17 protein-coding genes are annotated in these 15,998 nt (G+C 65.2%); 6 read left to right on the forward strand and 11 right to left on the reverse strand.

Annotation, left to right across the window (positions count from 1 at the left end; translation table 11 throughout):
- Nucleotides 1–249: 249 nt before the first annotated feature.
- Nucleotides 250–1,173: a hypothetical protein gene (locus ACQY6T_RS15180; protein ID WP_428632082.1), complete on the forward strand. Its 924-nt coding sequence runs from the start codon at nucleotides 250–252 to the stop codon at nucleotides 1,171–1,173.
- On the opposite strand, the gene ACQY6T_RS15185 is transcribed toward ACQY6T_RS15180, so the two are convergent.
- Complete coding sequence (locus tag ACQY6T_RS15185) at nucleotides 1,170–1,901, reverse strand: helix-turn-helix domain-containing protein (protein ID WP_428632084.1); 732 nt, start codon at nucleotides 1,899–1,901, stop codon at nucleotides 1,170–1,172. The two genes, ACQY6T_RS15180 and ACQY6T_RS15185, sit on opposite strands and share 4 nt — an antisense overlap.
- Before the next feature lie 46 nt (nucleotides 1,902–1,947).
- On the opposite strand from ACQY6T_RS15185, the gene ACQY6T_RS15190 reads away from it, so the two are divergent.
- Nucleotides 1,948–2,415, forward strand: a complete 468-nt coding sequence (locus ACQY6T_RS15190) for a DUF6265 family protein (protein WP_428632087.1) — start codon at nucleotides 1,948–1,950, stop codon at nucleotides 2,413–2,415.
- Here the strand turns inward: ACQY6T_RS15190 and ACQY6T_RS15195 are convergent.
- The 3 genes from ACQY6T_RS15195 to ACQY6T_RS15205 are packed head-to-tail and all read right to left on the reverse strand — an operon-like array spanning nucleotide 2,412 to nucleotide 4,351.
- Nucleotides 2,412–2,867: a DMT family transporter gene (locus ACQY6T_RS15195; RefSeq protein ID WP_428632088.1), complete on the reverse strand. Its 456-nt coding sequence runs from the start codon at nucleotides 2,865–2,867 to the stop codon at nucleotides 2,412–2,414. The genes ACQY6T_RS15190 and ACQY6T_RS15195 overlap by 4 nt on opposite strands.
- A gap of 23 nt (nucleotides 2,868–2,890) precedes the next feature.
- Nucleotides 2,891–3,319: a DUF3592 domain-containing protein gene (locus ACQY6T_RS15200; RefSeq protein WP_428632089.1), complete on the reverse strand. Its 429-nt coding sequence runs from the start codon at nucleotides 3,317–3,319 to the stop codon at nucleotides 2,891–2,893.
- Nucleotides 3,320–3,349: 30 nt separating this feature from the next.
- Nucleotides 3,350–4,351, reverse strand: a complete 1,002-nt coding sequence (locus tag ACQY6T_RS15205; protein WP_428632091.1) for a MipA/OmpV family protein — start codon at nucleotides 4,349–4,351, stop codon at nucleotides 3,350–3,352.
- Nucleotides 4,352–4,430: 79 nt separating this feature from the next.
- Between ACQY6T_RS15205 and ACQY6T_RS15210 the strand changes: the two genes are divergently transcribed.
- Genes ACQY6T_RS15210 through ACQY6T_RS15225 form a run of 4 tightly spaced genes read left to right on the forward strand, consistent with a single transcriptional unit; the run spans nucleotide 4,431 to nucleotide 8,015 of the window.
- Entirely contained in the window at nucleotides 4,431–4,835 is a 405-nt protein-coding gene (locus ACQY6T_RS15210; RefSeq protein ID WP_428632092.1) for a hypothetical protein, read from the forward strand.
- Complete coding sequence (locus tag ACQY6T_RS15215; protein ID WP_428632093.1) at nucleotides 4,822–5,331, forward strand: hypothetical protein; 510 nt, start codon at nucleotides 4,822–4,824, stop codon at nucleotides 5,329–5,331. Before ACQY6T_RS15210 ends, ACQY6T_RS15215 begins: the two co-directional genes overlap by 14 nt.
- 56 nt (nucleotides 5,332–5,387) lie before the next feature.
- Nucleotides 5,388–7,316, forward strand: a complete 1,929-nt coding sequence (gene dxs / locus ACQY6T_RS15220) for a 1-deoxy-D-xylulose-5-phosphate synthase (protein ID WP_428632095.1) — start codon at nucleotides 5,388–5,390, stop codon at nucleotides 7,314–7,316.
- Between the two features lie 30 nt (nucleotides 7,317–7,346).
- Entirely contained in the window at nucleotides 7,347–8,015 is a 669-nt protein-coding gene (locus tag ACQY6T_RS15225) for a hypothetical protein (RefSeq protein WP_428632096.1), read from the forward strand.
- 103 nt (nucleotides 8,016–8,118) lie between these two features.
- Here the strand turns inward: ACQY6T_RS15225 and ACQY6T_RS15230 are convergent, their stop codons facing one another.
- The 7 genes from ACQY6T_RS15230 to ACQY6T_RS15260 all read right to left on the reverse strand — a co-directional run bounded on the left by ACQY6T_RS15230 (nucleotide 8,119) and on the right by ACQY6T_RS15260 (nucleotide 15,994).
- Nucleotides 8,119–8,538, reverse strand: a complete 420-nt coding sequence (locus ACQY6T_RS15230; protein WP_428632097.1) for a DUF3035 domain-containing protein — start codon at nucleotides 8,536–8,538, stop codon at nucleotides 8,119–8,121.
- 23 nt (nucleotides 8,539–8,561) lie between these two features.
- A complete protein-coding gene (gene lspA, locus ACQY6T_RS15235) occupies nucleotides 8,562–9,083 on the reverse strand; it encodes a signal peptidase II (RefSeq protein WP_428632098.1) in 522 nt (173 codons plus the stop codon).
- Entirely contained in the window at nucleotides 9,080–12,163 is a 3,084-nt protein-coding gene (ileS, locus tag ACQY6T_RS15240) for an isoleucine--tRNA ligase (protein ID WP_428632100.1), read from the reverse strand. Before ileS ends, lspA begins: the two co-directional genes overlap by 4 nt.
- A gap of 141 nt (nucleotides 12,164–12,304) precedes the next feature.
- Nucleotides 12,305–13,234: a bifunctional riboflavin kinase/FAD synthetase gene (locus tag ACQY6T_RS15245; protein ID WP_428632102.1), complete on the reverse strand. Its 930-nt coding sequence runs from the start codon at nucleotides 13,232–13,234 to the stop codon at nucleotides 12,305–12,307.
- Complete coding sequence (locus tag ACQY6T_RS15250) at nucleotides 13,231–14,430, reverse strand: dipeptidase (RefSeq protein ID WP_428632104.1); 1,200 nt, start codon at nucleotides 14,428–14,430, stop codon at nucleotides 13,231–13,233. Before ACQY6T_RS15250 ends, ACQY6T_RS15245 begins: the two co-directional genes overlap by 4 nt.
- A complete protein-coding gene (locus tag ACQY6T_RS15255) occupies nucleotides 14,430–14,924 on the reverse strand; it encodes a dihydrofolate reductase (protein WP_428632106.1) in 495 nt (164 codons plus the stop codon). The genes ACQY6T_RS15250 and ACQY6T_RS15255 overlap by 1 nt, the downstream gene beginning before the upstream one ends.
- Nucleotides 14,921–15,994, reverse strand: coding sequence for a 5-(carboxyamino)imidazole ribonucleotide synthase (locus ACQY6T_RS15260; RefSeq protein ID WP_428632109.1), 1,074 nt, complete (start codon nucleotides 15,992–15,994; stop codon nucleotides 14,921–14,923). Before ACQY6T_RS15260 ends, ACQY6T_RS15255 begins: the two co-directional genes overlap by 4 nt.
- Nucleotides 15,995–15,998: the final 4 nt, after the last annotated feature.

Genomic DNA, 15,998 nt, shown 5'->3' on the forward strand with positions numbered 1-15,998 from the left:
ATTGGGGGGATTTTTTGGTTGTTGATTTGTTATTTTATGACCCGGAGACGTTTTTGATATATCGGGTCGCTGGCCGATGAAAACCGATATCATAGACCCGGGTCATTTTATCGATCTCGGCGTTGCTGTTGCCGTCCCGCGCGCAATCAACCGGTCTTCCCGCGACGTACCGGTGTGATCGCGGCCACTTTGCAATCGCGACGGAGCGCTTATGGTCCATCTTATCAGCATGATATGAGGGTCATTACGATGCGTTTTCTATATTTGCGCCGAGTTGGGCCGTTGGTCGTAATCGCGCTCGCCTGGTGCCTGTGGCCGACCGCGGCGTCGGCGCAGGCCTATGCCTGTCCCGGCCCCGGGCCTGGCGAGCGGATGGTCGGAATGACGCAGGGCGGAAACGGCGTCGCCCCGGTGCCGCTGTGCGTGCGCGACGACAGCGGCGGCTCCCCGCCGCCACCCGCCCCGCCGGCCGAGGCGCATGCGGCGCTTGTCTGGCATCCCGACGCCGCCGATGTGTGGGTCGATGGCAATTACACCGGCGCGAACAATCCCGGCGAGGCCAATGCGCTGGCGGCATGTACCAAAGTGATGGGCGCCGGCTGTTCGCCGGCCGGCACTTGGTGGAATTCGTCGATGACGATCATCCGCGACAAGGCGGGCTATTTCTACAAGGGCTGGGCGGGCGAAGACGGTCTCGAGCGCAAGCAGGCGATCGCCGACTGTTCGGCCAAACAGCTGTTGCCATGTGAGATTTTCAAGACGATCGGGTCCGGCACCAATCGGCGCTTTCCCGGCGCCGACGTGCGCAAATCCTATGCCGCATCGGCGTGGGTCATCGGCACCGTCGACGAGGGATACGACCACAAGCTCTATGTCGCGAGCGGCTACCGCAGTTCCGATGAGGCCACCACCGCCGCGGTGAAGGCGTGCGGCGACGCGACGGGGCGGAAATGTGAAGCCAATGCGCTGACCGGCAACGGCTTTATCCAGGCATATCGTCTCGGCGGTACCGACGACAGTGCGACGGTCGAAACCAGCGCGAAGCGCGCGAAGGAGGCGGCGAAGGCGAACTGCCAGAAGCTGAAAGCCACGTCGTGCGCGTTGCAGGCGCAATTCGACAGCCGCAAATCGGGGCTGTTTGTCCATGATTTCGCCAAAGCCAAGGCGCCTTAGGGGCTCTGGTCGAGAAACGGCCCGCGCGCTCGGCGGCGCGCGGTCGTGGCGGGGACGCCCGCGAGGCTGCGGAACTCGCGCGCCATATGCGCCTGGTCGGCAAAGCCCTGCGTCGCGGCGTGGCCGGCAAGGCTGTCTTCGCCAGCCAGCGTCTCGAACGTCTTCTGAAAGCGCAGCAGGCGAAGAAAGACGCGCGGCGGCACGCCGACGTGGCGAGCGAACCAGCGTTGCAGCGCGCGCGGGTTCATGCCTGTCGCGGCGCCCATCGCGGCGACCGACGGCGCGGCGATGATCGCGCGGCCGATCGCGCCAAGGTCGGTCGCGGCCGACAGGCGCGCCTCGATCGCGGCGAAATCGGGGGCGGGGATTTCCCGCCAGCGCCCGTGGAGCGCTGCGGGCGCGATGTCGCCGATGATGCCCCACGCCCAAGGCCACAGCCGCAGCGCCTCGAACGCCGCATCGCCGCTGATTTCGAAGGGTTGCGGCCGATCGACGAGCCCGACGACGAAACTGGCGGACTGTTCGCCGTTCCAGCGCGAGCGCCCGCGCGCCCGGCGGATGATTTCGATACAGCCGTCGGGGGTCGCCTGTTGCTCGATCCACGCGTCCGCCGTGCCGTGGCCGATCAGCGTCCAGCGGGCCTTGACCAGCCCGGCGAGGTGCGGCGGCGGCGATGTCTCGCGATAGTCCATCGCACGGCTTAGACGATGATTGTCGCGTTGGTTCAAGACGGCCGATGCGGTTGGCGCCAGGATGGGGCAAGAGGAGGCGGATATGACTTCATTTTTTGCAGCGGGGCTGGGGCTTTTGCTGATCGCCGCGAGCCCGGCGGCTGGTCCGGCGGCGCGTTCGCCAGCCACGGTCGACGATCTGGCGTGGATAGCCGGCGATTGGAGCCGCGAGGAGGGCGAGCGCTGGACCGAGGAACGCTGGACCGCCCCGCGCGGCGGCGTGATGCTGGGCCACAGCCGGTCGGGGCGCGGCACGGCGATGCGCGAGTTCGAATTTCTGCGGATGCAGGCGGACGCGGACGGGGTGCCCGTCTATCTGGCGCAGCCGGGCGGACGGGCGCCGGTGGCGTTTCGACTGACGCAGCACGATGCGACCAGCGCGACGTTCGACAACCCTGCGCATGATTATCCGCAGCGTATAGTCTATGCCCGCGAGGGTCAGCGGCTGACCGCGACAATTTCGATGATCGACGGATCGCAGGCGATGACTTGGACCTTTGTGGGCCGCTAGCCCGTCCGGCGCGCGAGCCAGACCCCCGCAACCATCAGCGCGATCCCGGCGAGGCGTTTGGCATCGACCGGAAAGCGCAGCGACCCGAACAGGCCGAAATGGTCGATGACGGCGGCGCTGATCAGCTGACCGACGAGCACGAAAAAGATCGCGTTGCCGACGCCGAAGCGTGGCGCGATGAAGGTCACCGCGATGACATAAAAGGCCACGAACAGCCCGCCGAAGTAAAAGTGGACGGGGATGGCGGATGAAAAGCGAATCTGGCCGACCGATCCGGTGACCAGCGCGCCGCCAGTGGCGATGAGGAAGGCGAGCCCGAACAGGATCATCGACGCCGCCATCGGGCTGCCGAGCCGTCCGCCGAGCCCGCCGTTGAGTGCGGCGAGGATCGGGATGCCGATCCCGGTCAGCAGCATGATGATCGCGAAGGTCGGGGCGTTGTTGGCGGTCATGGCTGGGTCTCCGTTGTCGATCGTCAGGATGGCTCGATGGTCAGCGCGATCACACCCGCCGCGATGAAGAGCAGGCCCATCGCGAGGAAGATGGTGTAGAACAGGCCGAGGCGTTGCGGCGCCCAGCGCATGATCTGGCGGTGATCGTCGGGATTGTAGCGCAGGCGGACCCTCTCGCCGACCTCGGGCAGCGCGCCCGTCGCGACTTCGTCGATCATCTGCGCGGCGGGCATGCCGGGCAGCTTATATTCGATCTCGGCGCTGTGGAGTGTGCTCACCATGCCTTCGTAATTTCGGCTGCTATGGGTGTGGTATCCGGTGATCCGGCCCTCGACCTCGCGCCAGCGCCGACCGCGCGTCTCGCTCCGAATCACCCACAGCGACCCGCCCGCAAGCACCACGCCGAAGCCCACGAACATCCACGGTATGAACCGGACAAACCCGTCTTCCATCGCACCCCCCCGCATGGAATTTGATCGCGGTCAGAACTGGTAGGCGAGGCCTCCGCCGAAGAGCCACTGATCCTTGCTGCCCGCGTCCTTGACGATCGGCGAATCGGCGTAGCGGTCGCCGATCCGGCCATATTGCGTGCCGCCGATCAAGACGAATCCCTTGCGAAGGTCGCCCGACAAGGCATAGGCGCCCGCGATTCCGAGCGTATATTTGCCGATCGTCGTCTTCCGCCCGGCACCGCTATAGACGGGCAAGCCGCTCGCGGCGCTGCCGAGCGGATCGACGTCGAAATAATAGCGGCCAAAGCCTTTGCCATAGATGTTCATCGACGCCGACACGCCGATGAAGGCGCGTTTCGACAACGGGGTGCCGTAGTCGATCGTCGGCGATGCGGTCCAGCTGCCGTGGACACCCGAAATATCCTTGAGCGCGACGAGACGGAAACCGAGTTGGTCGTAATCGCTGGTGATGACGCCGGTTTTGGTGACCCCGGTGAAGACCCCCATTTCGACCGCCAGCTTGCGGTCGGGCAGCAAGTCGACGCGCGGATCCTTGACGCTGCCGGTGCGGTCGGCGCGCAGGCTGACGATCGGGCCGAACTTCCAGTCGGTTTTCTGGCCGCGGCGATGGCGGATCAGGTCGACCTGGAAATTGGTGCCGCGGGTCGAAAAGGAATAGCCGCTGACCCGGCCGCGCACGTAGAAGGCGGGCAGGATGCGGCGATCGTCCGAGCCGTTGTAATCGGGCGAGCTGAGTACCCCGCCGGCGATCGCGATATAGTCGCGCGACCATTTGCGTTCTTCATTATCGTCGTCGTCGGTCCGCGCGCCGGGAAGCAGGATGTTCTCGTCGATATCGCCGCTCTGGAGAAAGCGGACGGGCGGTGCCTCGCCGGCGGCGCCGAGCCGGTCAGGGTCGATTCCCGCGTCGTCGGCGGCGACCAGCTCGTAGGGCAGGGGTGCGTTTTCGGCCGCGGCCGGCGCGGCAAGGCCGGCGAGGGCGAACGCGGCAAAAACGCAAATCGAACGCATCGGAGGGGCCATTTGGAAGAGCGGCGTCAAATCGGGCATAAGCATCCTATGTTCTTGCCCCTCTTGCCGGGGTTGATAAGTGATCGCCCCGGCATTGCAAAGGCTTCGTCTTGCCGAAGGATGCTTTTGTCTGCATCGTGCCTTTTATGCATCAACCCGCGTTAGCCGCTTTTCTATCTCACCGAACCTCGCACGAGCCGGACCTGCGGTCATCCATCGCAGCATGAGCCGCGCCCCGCGTCTGATCGGTTATGCGATGATGGTCGCCTCCGCGCTGCTCGCGCTGGCCATGCGGCGCGGGGCGATCGACAGCATCGGGCCGGTCCCGGTGATGGTGGCCGCGCTGCTGGTGGGAATGATCGGGGCTATGATCGTGTTCACAGACCTGATGGTGCGCGGGCTTTATGCGCAGATCGGCGCGGCGAAACACGCGGCGCCGGACGAGCTGTCCAATAGGGAGACGATGGACGATGACGAAAATTGACGCGCGGATCGGCGGGATGGTCGCTGCGGCGCTGTGCCTTATCGCGCCGCTGACGGCTTCGGCCGATGAGGCGGTGAGCGAGAGCGACCGCTTTTTCCTGGACGAAGCCGCGAGTGCGTGCCGCAGCGGTGACTTCCCGGCCTTTCTGTGGCCCTTTGCGAACAGCAAGATGGTGCGCGAACGTTATGGCGCGCCTGCCGCCAGCGATTTTCCGATCGTGATGATCGATTACAGCTATGTCACAAGCGCGTCGGAAAAGCTGTTCGAGGCGAAGGGCGACCCGCGTCAGCTGGTTACTGTCCAAATCGATTTCAGCACGCCCTCTGTCGGGGCCGAGCGCGTCGACTGGGTGCCGGGGCGTTTCGAGCCGGGCGAAGGCGATGGGCCGGGGACGCTGATCGAAAAGATCGGGCCGGGCGGGTCGCTGCATTTCACGAAAACCGCCGATTGCTGGCAATTGACCAAGGATATCCGGAATCTGCCGAGCGCGCGCTGACCGCCCGCGCCGCCTTTTCGTTCGACAGCTTCGGCGCTTAGCTTTATGACGGCGGGATGACCGATCGTCCGTCAACGCCGCTGCTCGACACGGTGGATGTCCCCGCCGACCTCCGCAAGCTGAAGCCCGAAGACCTCCGCCAGTTCGCCGACGAACTGCGCGCCGAGATGATTTCGGCGGTCGGCACGACCGGCGGGCATCTGGGGTCGGGGCTGGGGGTCGTCGAACTGACCACCGCGCTGCATTATGTGTTCGACACCCCGCGCGACAAGATCGTGTGGGACGTCGGCCACCAATGCTATCCGCACAAGATCATCACCGGGCGCCGCGACCGCATCCGCACCCTGCGCACCGGCGGCGGATTGTCGGGATTCACCAAGCGCAGCGAAAGCGAATATGATCCGTTCGGCGCGGCGCATAGCTCGACGTCGATCAGCGCCGCACTGGGCTTTGCGATCGCCAACAAGATCAAGGATCAGCCCGGCCGCGCGATCGCGGTGATCGGCGACGGGTCGATGTCGGCGGGCATGGCCTATGAGGCGATGAACAATGCCGCCGCGGCGGGCAACCGGTTGATCGTCATCCTCAACGACAATGACATGTCGATCGCTCCCCCCGTGGGAGGACTGTCGGCCTATCTCGCCAAGCTGGTGTCGTCGCGGCCGTTTATCGAATTGCGCGAGATTGCGCGGCGCTTTGCGCGCAAATTGCCCGAACCACTGCACAAGGCAGCGAAAAAGACCGACGAGTTCGCGCGCGGCATGGCGATGGGCGGGACGCTGTTCGAGGAACTCGGCTTTTATTATGTCGGGCCGATCGACGGGCATAATCTGGAGCATCTGATCCCGGTGCTGGAGAATGTCCGCGACAGCGACCATGGCCCGGTCCTGATCCATGCGGTGACGATGAAGGGCAAGGGCTATGGCCCCGCCGAGGCCGCCGCCGACAAATATCATGGCGTGCAGAAATTCGACGTGATCACCGGCGAGCAGGCGAAAGCCCCGCCCGGACCGCCGCAATATCAGAATGTGTTCGGCGAGACGCTGGCCAAGCTGGCCGACACCGACCCGCGCATCGTCGCGATCACCGCGGCGATGCCGTCGGGGACCGGGGTCGACAAATTCGCAAAGGCGCATCCGACGCGCAGCTTCGACGTCGGGATTGCCGAACAGCATGCGGTGACGTTCGCGGCGGGACTGGCGGCGCAGGGGATGCGGCCATTCTGCGCGATCTATTCGACCTTCCTCCAGCGCGCTTACGATCAGGTCGTGCATGATGTGGCGATCCAGAATCTGCCGGTGCGCTTTGCGATCGATCGCGCCGGGCTGGTCGGCGCGGACGGATCGACCCATGCCGGGTCGTTCGACGTCACCTATCTGGCGACGCTGCCCAATTTCGTCGTGATGGCGGCGGCCGACGAGGCCGAGCTGGTCCATATGACCTATACCGCCGCCGAATATGACGCGGGGCCGATCGCCTTCCGTTATCCGCGCGGCAACGGCACCGGGGTGGCGCTGCCCGAGGTGCCGGTGAAGCTGGAGATCGGCAAGGGGCGGGTGGTGCGCAGCGGCAAGACCGTGGCGATCTTCTCGCTCGGCACAAGGCTCGCCGAAGCGCTGAAAGCCGCCGACACGCTGGAGGCGCGCGGGCTGTCGACGAGCGTCATCGATCTGCGTTTCGCCAAGCCGCTCGACGAGGAACTGATCCGCAAGACGCTGGCGAGCCACGAAGTGTGCGTGACCGTCGAGGAAGGCAGCGTCGGCGGGCTCGGCGCGCATGTGCTGACGTTGGCAAGCGACGAGGGGCTGATCGATGCGGGGCTGAAGCTGCGCACGCTGCGCCTGCCCGATGCGTTCCAGGATCAGGACAAGCCCGAATTGCAATATGACGCCGCGGGGCTGAACGCGCCGCAGATCGTCGATTGCGTGCTGAAAGCGCTGCGCCACAACAGCGCGGGGGTCGAGGAAGCAGGCGCGCGGGCTTAGTCTGGATCGCTGGCAGCGGGGGGCGGGCCAATGGATTTCCTGAAACTCATCCGGTCGCTCGACGAGCTGCTTTACGAGATCATGTCGTGGCTGATTTTTTATCCGCTGACATTATGGCGGACGCTGGTTCATCCGCTGAAGATGATGGACTATTCGGACGCCGAGCTCGGCGATCCGGCGGAGCGGCAATATACCGATACGCTGTCGCCGCCTTTGTTCCTGTTGCTGACGCTGGCGATCGGCCATGCGATCGAGCTGTCGCTGGTAGGACAGAATGCGCTGGTCGAAGGCAAGGTCGGGCTGTCGGCGCTGATCAGCGACGACAGCAGCCTGATCATGCTGCGCACCGTCACGTTCAGCCTGTTTCCGCTGATCCTCGCGGCGCGCCTGCTACGCGCCAAGGCGCGCAAGCTCGACCGCGAACCGCTGCGCGCGCCCTTTTACAGTCAATGCTATCTCGCCGCGCCGCTGGCGATGCTGTCAGGATTGTCGGAAAATCTGATCCGTTACAATCAGGTCTGGTCGATGATCACCGGCTTGCTGCTCTATATTTTCGCGTTGATCTGGTTCGGGACGTTGCAGGTGCTGTGGTTTCGCCAGCATCTCCATTGCGGATTCTGGCGCGCCTTCGGCAATGCTTCGCGCGCGATGGTCGAATGTCTGCTGATCGTCGGTCTGCTCGGCCTGCTTTTCGCCTGAGCGCGGCGCGGCGGGTATCGGAACAGGAAAAGGGCGACCCGAAAGCCGCCCCGATCCAGTTTCTGCGTTCGCGGAGTCTGCGCGCGAACAATGTCGTAACGGCTTACGCCCCCGGAATCGCCGCCTGCGCGTCGCGGCCGTCGCCTTCGGGGGCGGCGAGGATGTCGCGGGTGACCAGGCCCTTGTCGACGACCTGGGTGTCGGGGCTACCGACCTGGCTGCGGATGCCGGGATCGGCGCGGGCGCCGTCGGCGCTGCCGATGATCGCGGTTTCACTGGAGCTGCGCGTAGCGGGGCCGCCGAACAGCGCGCGCAGCGTTTGCTCTGCGGTGGTTTCGCCGCCGGGGCGCGCGGTGCCGGGGGCGGGCGGGGCCAGCGAGAAATCGGGCGGCACGACGAGCGGCGCCTGACGCGATACCGCGAATTCATCGGGGCGGTCGCGGTTGAACAGATTGTTCGACCCGCAGGCCGACAGGGTGGTGGCCAGAATCGAGGCGGCCAGGATGGCGGTGGTCCGGTTCACTGTAAAAACTCCTATGCGCCCCGTTAATCGGTGGACGGCGACCCGTCCGTGCTGGCCGCCTTTTCGCCTAAGAGCAGCGCGCGCGCAACCAGCAAAAGCACGCCGATGGTGATGCAGGCATCGGCGACGTTAAAGATCATGAAGGGACGAAACGCGCCGAAATGCAGGTCTGCGAAATCGACGACATAGCCATAGCGCACCCGATCGACGATATTGCCGAGCGCGCCGCCGAGGATCAACGCGAGCGCGATGACGTCGCCCTTCGCCTGTTCGCGTGTCATCCAGATCGCCACCGCAGCGGCGACGATCCCGGTCACCGCCACCAGCGTCCAGCGCGTCGTGTCGGTGCAGCTGGCGAACATCGACAGCGAAATGCCGCAATTTTCGGCCCAGGTCAGGTTGAAGAAACGCGTGAGCTCGATCATCCCCTTGGGCTCCAGCGACAAGGGGACAGTCACGACCCATTTGGTAATCTGGTCGAGGATGAAGGCGAGGGCCGCAAAGATCAGGCCGAAGCGCAGGTGCGGCGAACGTGTGCTGCTCATGCTGCGTCCAATACCGTGTCGCAGCGATTGCACAAGCTGCCGTCGGTGGCGATCTCGGGCAGGTGGCGCCAGCAGCGGCCGCATTTGTGGTTTTCGGTCACGTGCGGAACGATTGAAGTGGGAAGCCCATCTTGATCAACCAACGGATCGACATCGATATTCAAATTGGCGCAGATAAATATTTCTGCCAGCACATCTTTGAACGGCTCGACTAGCGAAAACTGCTTCTCGCCGATCATCATCGCGACATTCGCTGCCAAACTTGAGCCGATCTCTTTGCTTCGACGAAGCGGTTCGATCGCTTCCGTTACGTTCCGACGCAACGATCGCACTTCGGCCCAGCGTGTCATAAACTCGTCATTCCCGCGAACGCGGGAACCCAGGGTGGGGTCAGCCGACGCGGGCTCTGGGTCCCCGCTTTCGCGGGGATGACGAAGGTTGGGGAGGTCGGGAAGGGTGGGCCATTCGAGGAGGTGGACCGAACCCGCATCGGGATAGCGCGTGCCCCACACCTCTTCGCTGGTGAACACCAGCACCGGCGCGGCGTAGCGCACCAGGGCGTGGAACAAGGTGTCGAGGACGGTGCGATAAGCGGCGCGTTCGGGGGTCTGTTTCCCGGTCGCGAGGTTGATATCGCAGTACAGCCGGTCCTTGCGGATGTCGAAATAGAACGCCGACAGGTCTTCGTTGCAGAAATCGGCGAGCAGGCGGGTGTAGCTGTTGAAGTCGAAATCCTCGACCGCCTGCGCCATCTTGGCGTCGAGGTCGGCGAGCAGCGACAGCATATAACGCTCAAGTTCGGGCATCGCGGCGACGTCCGCAACGCGTTCCTCTTCGCTAAATCCTTCGAGCGCGCCGAGCAGGTAACGGAACGTATTGCGCAGCTTGCGATACTGGTCGGCGACGCCTTTCAGGATTTCGTCGCCGATGCGGTGATCTTCGGTGAAGTCGACGCTCAGCGCCCACAGGCGGATGATGTCGGCGCCGTTGGTTTGCATCACCTTGACCGGATCGGTGGTGTTGCCGACCGACTTCGACTGTTTGAGGCCCTTGCTGTCCATCGTGAAGCCGTGGGTCAGCACCGCCTTGTACGGCGCCTGTCCGCGCGTGCCGCAGCTTTCGAGCAACGACGACTGGAACCAGCCGCGATGCTGGTCGCTGCCTTCGAGATAGAGGTCGGCGCTGTGGGTGCCGCCGTCGTGGCGGACGAGCGCGGGCCAACGGCCGCTTTCGAGCACAAAGGCGTGGGTGCAGCCCGAATCGAACCACACGTCGAGGATGTCGACGATGCGTTCGTAATCGGCGGCGTCATAGGCATCACCGAGATATTCCTGCGCGCGCGCGTCGCTCCACGCATCGACGCCGCCCGCCTTCACCGCCGCGACGATGCGGTCGTTGACGGCGGGATCGTTGAGATAGACGCCGGTCTTGCGGTCGACGAAGAGCGTGATTGGCACGCCCCACGCGCGCTGGCGGCTGAGCACCCAGTCGGGGCGGTCTTTGACCATCGATCCGATGCGGTTGCGGCCCTTTTCGGGGACGAAGCGGGTGCGGTCGATCGCGTGCATCGCGGCCTGCCGCAGCGTCGGCGCGGCGCAGAGAGACTCCTCGGCGGGATTGATCGCGCCGCCTTCGGACTCCCAGCGCTGCTCGCGCGGCGCCTTGGGCTCGATATGCGTCATCACCCGGTCCATCGGCACGAACCATTGCGGGGTGCAGCGATAGATGACCTTGGCCTTGGAGCGCCAGCTGTGCGGGTAGCTGTGCTTGTAATCGGCGCTGGCGGCGAGCAGCCCGCCGGCGTCGAGGAGGTCGGTGCAGATCGGGCCGTCGGGGGCGTTGAATTTCGGGTTGATGACGCTTCCCTGACCGCCGAGCCAGCCCCAGTCTTCGCGATATTTGCCGTCGCCCTCGACCGCGAACACGGGGTCGATGCCGTTCGCCTTGCACAGGTCGAAATCATCCTCGCCATGGTCGGGCGACATATGGACGAGCCCGGTGCCGCTGTCGGTGGTGACGAAATCGCCGGGCAGGAAGGGGCGTGGGCGTGCGAAGAAACCGCCGAGATGGTGCATCGGGTGGCGAGCGACAGCGTCTTTAAGCGCCCAACCGCCCTTGAAATAGGTATCAACCGCGTCGCTGTTATCCCACTCCGAACCGATGCGCTGCAGGAAGGTCGGAACAAGCGCGGTGGCCACCAAAAAGCGTTTGCCGGCGAGGCCAGCCAAGGCTGGCTCTTCGAGTGCGCCGGCCTTCAATTCAAATAGCGAGTAATCAACCTCCGGCCCGTAGGCCAAGGCTTGGTTGACCGGGATCGTCCACGGCGTCGTTGTCCAGATCACCGCAAAGGCGCCAACCAACTCGGGAGCGTTTGGTGCCTCGATGATCTCGAACGCGACATCGATCTGGGTCGAGACGATATCCTCATATTCGATCTCGGCCTCGGCGAGCGCGGTCTTTTCGACCGGCGACCACATCACCGGCTTGGCGCCGCGATAGAGCATGTCGTTCGCGGCGAATTTGAGCAGTTCGCGGACGATGGTGGCCTCGGCCTCATAATCCATCGTCAGATACGGATGGTCCCAGTCGCCGCCGATGCCGAGGCGCTTCAGCTGCTCGCGCTGGGTATCGACCCAGTTTTGCGCATAGTCGCGGCACTCGGCGCGGAATTCCTCGACCGGCACCTCGTCCTTGTTGAGCTTTTTCTTGCGATATTGCTCCTCGACCTTCCACTCGATCGGCAGGCCGTGGCAGTCCCAGCCGGGGACGTAAGGCGCGTCCTTACCCTTCAGCGTCTGGGTGCGGACGACCATGTCCTTCAGGATATGGTTGAGCGCATGGCCGATGTGCATGTCGCCATTGGCGTAGGGCGGGCCGTCGTGAAGGATGAACTGGTCGCGGCCGGCGCGCGCGGCGCGAATCTGGCCTTCGAGATTGCCCTCGAGCCATTTGGCCAGAATCAGCGGTTCCTTCTGCGGCAGGCCGGCCTTCATCGGGAAGTCGGTCTTGGGCAGGAAGACGGTGTCGCGATAGTCGCGCTGTTCGGTGCCGGTTTCGGGGGCAGAGGGCGTGTCGGTCATGGTCGCGGCGCTTAGCGCAGATTCGGGCAGGAGCAAAGGGAATGGGGGCTGGACTTTACCCATTCGTCCCCCCGGACTTGATCCGGGGTCCATTCCTGCCGTGCCGCATAGACCCCGGATCAAGTCCGGGGTGACGATGGTTTAAAGCGCCGCCAGCAGCACTTTCGCCGCATCGCAATCCGCCGCTATTTGCGTCATCAGCGCGTCCATGCTGTCATATTTCGCCTCGGGCCGGAGGAAGGCGTGGAAGGCGACGTCGATTTCCTGCCCGTACAGATCCTCGGCGAAATCGAAGAAATGCGGTTCGAGCAATTCCTTTGGCGGGTCGAAGCTGGGGCGGATGCCGAGGTTTGCGGCGCCTTTCAGCACGCGCCCATCGGGCAGGCGACCGGTGACGGCATAGATGCCGTAACGCGGGCGGAGGTAATTGCTCATGTCGATGTTCGCAGTCGGAAAGCCAAGCAGACGGCCGTTCTTGTCGCCATGTTCGACCCGCCCGCGCACCGTGAAGGGGCGGGTCAGCAGGCGCGCGGCGGTGGCGCAATCGCCCGCTTGCAGCGCCTCGCGAATGCGGCTCGACGAAACGACTTCGTCGCTATCATCGACCGGCGAGACTATTTCGGTGAAAAAGCCATGCGTGCGGGCGTGCTCGGCCAAGGTGACCACATCGCCGCCGCGGCCTTTGCCGAACACAAAGTCGCTGCCTGTGACGATTCCCGCCGCGCCATAGCGTTCGAGCAGCAGGCCGGTGATGAAGTCCGGCGCCGTCGTCCCCGCGAGGGTGGCGTCGAACGGCAGGACGAGCATCGCGTCGGCGCCCGCGGCGGCGAACAATTCCTGCCGCTGGTCGAGCGTGGTCAGGCGAAAGGGCGCGACGTCGGGTTTGAAGAAGCGCACCGGATGCGGGTCGAAGGTCGCAACGATCGCCGGGCGGCCCTCGTCCTGCGCATGGCGGACGGCGCGGCCGACGACCGCCTGATGGCCGGCGTGAAAGCCATCGAAATTGCCGAGCGCGATCACCCCGCTGCGCAAGGGATCGGGAATGCGGGCGTGGCCGTCGAGGCGGATCATGGGACCTCTGTGCGTGGGAGCGGTGCCGTTGGCAGCGGCACGATCCCCGCGCGCAGCACCCGGACCGCATTGCCGCCCATCGCGGCGCGAATCTCGTCGTCGCTGAAGCCCGCGTCGATCAGCGCCTGGGTCACCTGCACCAGCTGCGAGGTGTCGAAGCGGACGGTGGTGGCGCCGTCGTAATCGCTGCCGAGCGCGACGTGCTGGATGCCGACAAGATCGCGGACATGCTTCATCGCTTTGGCGATGCTGGCGGGCGCGGTGTCGCAGATCGCGGCGTCCCAATAGCCGATGCCGACAAGGCCGCCGGTCGCCGCGACGCCGCGAATTTGCTCGTCGCTGAGGTTGCGGTTGACCTTGCACGTCGCCTGCACCCCGCCGTGGCTGGAGACGACGGGACGGCGCGCCATTTTCAGGATGTCGGCGACGCAGGCGTTCGAGCAATGCGCGATGTCGACGACCATGCCCTTCGCTTCCATCGCGGTCACAACCTGCCGCCCGAACGGGGTCAGCCCGCCTTTTTTCAGGCCGTGCATCGATCCGGCGAGGTCGTTGTCGAAGAAATGGGTGAGCCCCGCCATGCGGAAGCCCGCGGCGTAGAGCTTGTCGAGGTTCGCTGGCTTGCCTTCGAGGACGTGCAGCCCCTCGACGCTGAGCATTGCGCCGGTGGTCAGCGGCTTGCCCTTGCGCGCCGCAAGCAGCGCGTCGAGACCGGCGGGGGTGGCGACCGCGCGCAACTTGCCGCCTGATCCCGCGACTGCGCGGTGTAGCTTTTCGGCGTGCCACAGCGAGCGTTCGAGGAGCGAGTTCCACGTCCGCACCGGCTGCAACTGCGCGATCACCAAGCTGGTGATATTGTCGGTGTCGGCGCTGTTGGCGTCGTAATTCTGGCCCTTGGGCGATTTGGTCGTGCTGGCGAGGATTTGCAGCGCGACATTGCCGTCCTCGAGCCGCGGCAAATCCATATGGCCGCGGTCGGCGCGGTCGAGGATATTGCGTTTCCAGAGCAAGGTGTCGCTGTGCAGGTCGACGATCGTCAACGTCCGGTGCAGCGCCTTGGCGCGCTCGCTGACCGCGGCGAGCGGTTTGCCGTCGATCTGGTTGGTCCCGCGCTCGATGATCCCGGGGGCAAGCGCGAAGAAGGCGAGCGCGGCAACCGCGACGACGAGCAGGATGCCGATCAGCCAGCGCCGCATCAGGGCTTGTCCCGCACCAAGGTGACAAAGCTGTACGCCGGGCGACCCGCTTCGTCGGCGGGGTGGTCGTCGCGCGCGATTTCGCGCCACGCGGCGTCGGGATAGGGAATCACCGCGTCGCCCTTTGGCTCGAGCGCGACTTCGGTCAGCTCGATGCGGTCGGCAAGCGGCAGGAACAGGCGATAGATTTCGGCGCCGCCGATCACCATCACATGCGGGGCGTTGGCGAGGCGAAGCGCGGCTTCGACCGACGGTGCGGGCTCGGCGCCGTCCTCCTGCCAGTCGGGGTCGCGGGTGAGCACGATGTGGCGGCGGCCTTCCAGCACCGCGGGCAGGCTGTCGAACGTCTTGCGCCCCATGATCATCGGGCGGCCCATCGTGATCTGCTTGAAACGGCGGAGGTCAGCCGGCAGGTGCCATGGCATCCTGCCGTCGGCGCCGATAACGCCGTTGGCGGCGCGCGCGAGAATGAGGGTGATTTCGGGGTGGTTCATGCGGGGTCGGTTCCCACCCAGGTGGCGTGACCCAGCTTGCGGCCGGGGCGGACCTCGGTCTTGCTGTAATGATGGACGTGGCAATTTTCGTCGGCGAGCAGAGCCGGGATTTGCGCGATGTCGGCGCCGATCAGATTTTGCATGACGACGGGCAGTGCGCGAGTCGCGGTGCTGCCGAGCGGCAGGCCGGCGATGGCGCGGATGTGGTTTTCGAACTGGCTCGTCTCGGCGCCTTCGATCGTCCAATGGCCGCTGTTGTGGACGCGCGGTGCCATCTCGTTGAAGACCGGGCCATCGTCGGTGGCGAAAAATTCGCCGGTGAGGACGCCGACATAGTCGAGCTCGGCAGCGATATTCGCCATCATCGCGCGCGCTTGGTCCTGCTGGTCGCGGACGATTTGCGGCGGTGGCAGGCTGGCGGTGCTGAGAATGCCGTCGATATGAACGTTGACCGACGAATCCCAGAAGCGCGTTTCGCCGTCGATGCCGCGCACCATGATCACCGAAAATTCGTGATCGAAACCGACGAAGCCTTCGAGGATTGCCGCGTGGCGGCCGATCGTTTCCCATGCGGTGTCGGCGTCCGCGGGGGCCGCGAGGCGCGCCTGGCCCTTGCCGTCATAGCCCATGCGCACGGTCTTAAGGATCGCGGGCGTGCCGATGTCGGCCAGCGCAACGTCGAGCGCGGCGCGGTCGGGGACCGAAGCGAAGGGCGCGGGGCGGCCGCCGATACTGGCGACGAAATGTTTTTCGGCCAGCCGGTCCTGCGCGATTTCGAGGCCCCGGGCGCCGGGACGGATCGCGACATGGCCCGAGAGGAAGCGCACGGTGTCGACCGGGACATTTTCGAATTCGAAGGTGGCGGCGTCGCAAGCGGCGGCGAAGGCGGCAAGGCGCGGTTCGTCGTCCCACGCCGCCTGGCTGTGGTGCGCGGTGACCTCGGCCGCGACGCTTTCGGCGTCGGGGGCGTAGATATGGACCTTGAAGCCGAGCTGCGCTGCGGCGACCGCGAGCATGCGGCCAAGCTGGCCGCCGCCCAGGATACCGATCGTCGAACCCGGTGCCAGCAAGCGA

Origin of the sequence: Sphingopyxis sp. (genome assembly GCF_965279725.1) — a bacterium.
GTDB lineage: Bacteria > Pseudomonadota > Alphaproteobacteria > Sphingomonadales > Sphingomonadaceae > Sphingopyxis.

Bases quoted from the DNA above. Each gene is read 5' to 3' on its own strand.
- ACQY6T_RS15250 (WP_428632104.1), bottom strand. From the start codon at position 14,430: ATGCGGCGCTGGCTGATCGGCATCCTGCTCGTCGTCGCGGTTGCCGCG.
- ACQY6T_RS15190 (WP_428632087.1), top strand. From the start codon at position 1,948: ATGACTTCATTTTTTGCAGCGGGGCTGGGGCTTTTGCTGATCGCCGCG.
- ACQY6T_RS15205 (WP_428632091.1), bottom strand. From the start codon at position 4,351: ATGCGTTCGATTTGCGTTTTTGCCGCGTTCGCCCTCGCCGGCCTTGCC.
- ileS (WP_428632100.1), bottom strand. From the start codon at position 12,163: ATGACCGACACGCCCTCTGCCCCCGAAACCGGCACCGAACAGCGCGAC.
- ACQY6T_RS15255 (WP_428632106.1), bottom strand. From the start codon at position 14,924: ATGAACCACCCCGAAATCACCCTCATTCTCGCGCGCGCCGCCAACGGC.
- ACQY6T_RS15225 (WP_428632096.1), top strand. From the start codon at position 7,347: ATGGATTTCCTGAAACTCATCCGGTCGCTCGACGAGCTGCTTTACGAG.
- lspA (WP_428632098.1), bottom strand. From the start codon at position 9,083: ATGAGCAGCACACGTTCGCCGCACCTGCGCTTCGGCCTGATCTTTGCG.
- ACQY6T_RS15245 (WP_428632102.1), bottom strand. From the start codon at position 13,234: ATGATCCGCCTCGACGGCCACGCCCGCATTCCCGATCCCTTGCGCAGC.
- ACQY6T_RS15200 (WP_428632089.1), bottom strand. From the start codon at position 3,319: ATGGAAGACGGGTTTGTCCGGTTCATACCGTGGATGTTCGTGGGCTTC.
- ACQY6T_RS15215 (WP_428632093.1), top strand. From the start codon at position 4,822: ATGACGAAAATTGACGCGCGGATCGGCGGGATGGTCGCTGCGGCGCTG.
- ACQY6T_RS15195 (WP_428632088.1), bottom strand. From the start codon at position 2,867: ATGACCGCCAACAACGCCCCGACCTTCGCGATCATCATGCTGCTGACC.
- dxs (WP_428632095.1), top strand. From the start codon at position 5,388: ATGACCGATCGTCCGTCAACGCCGCTGCTCGACACGGTGGATGTCCCC.
- ACQY6T_RS15180 (WP_428632082.1), top strand. From the start codon at position 250: ATGCGTTTTCTATATTTGCGCCGAGTTGGGCCGTTGGTCGTAATCGCG.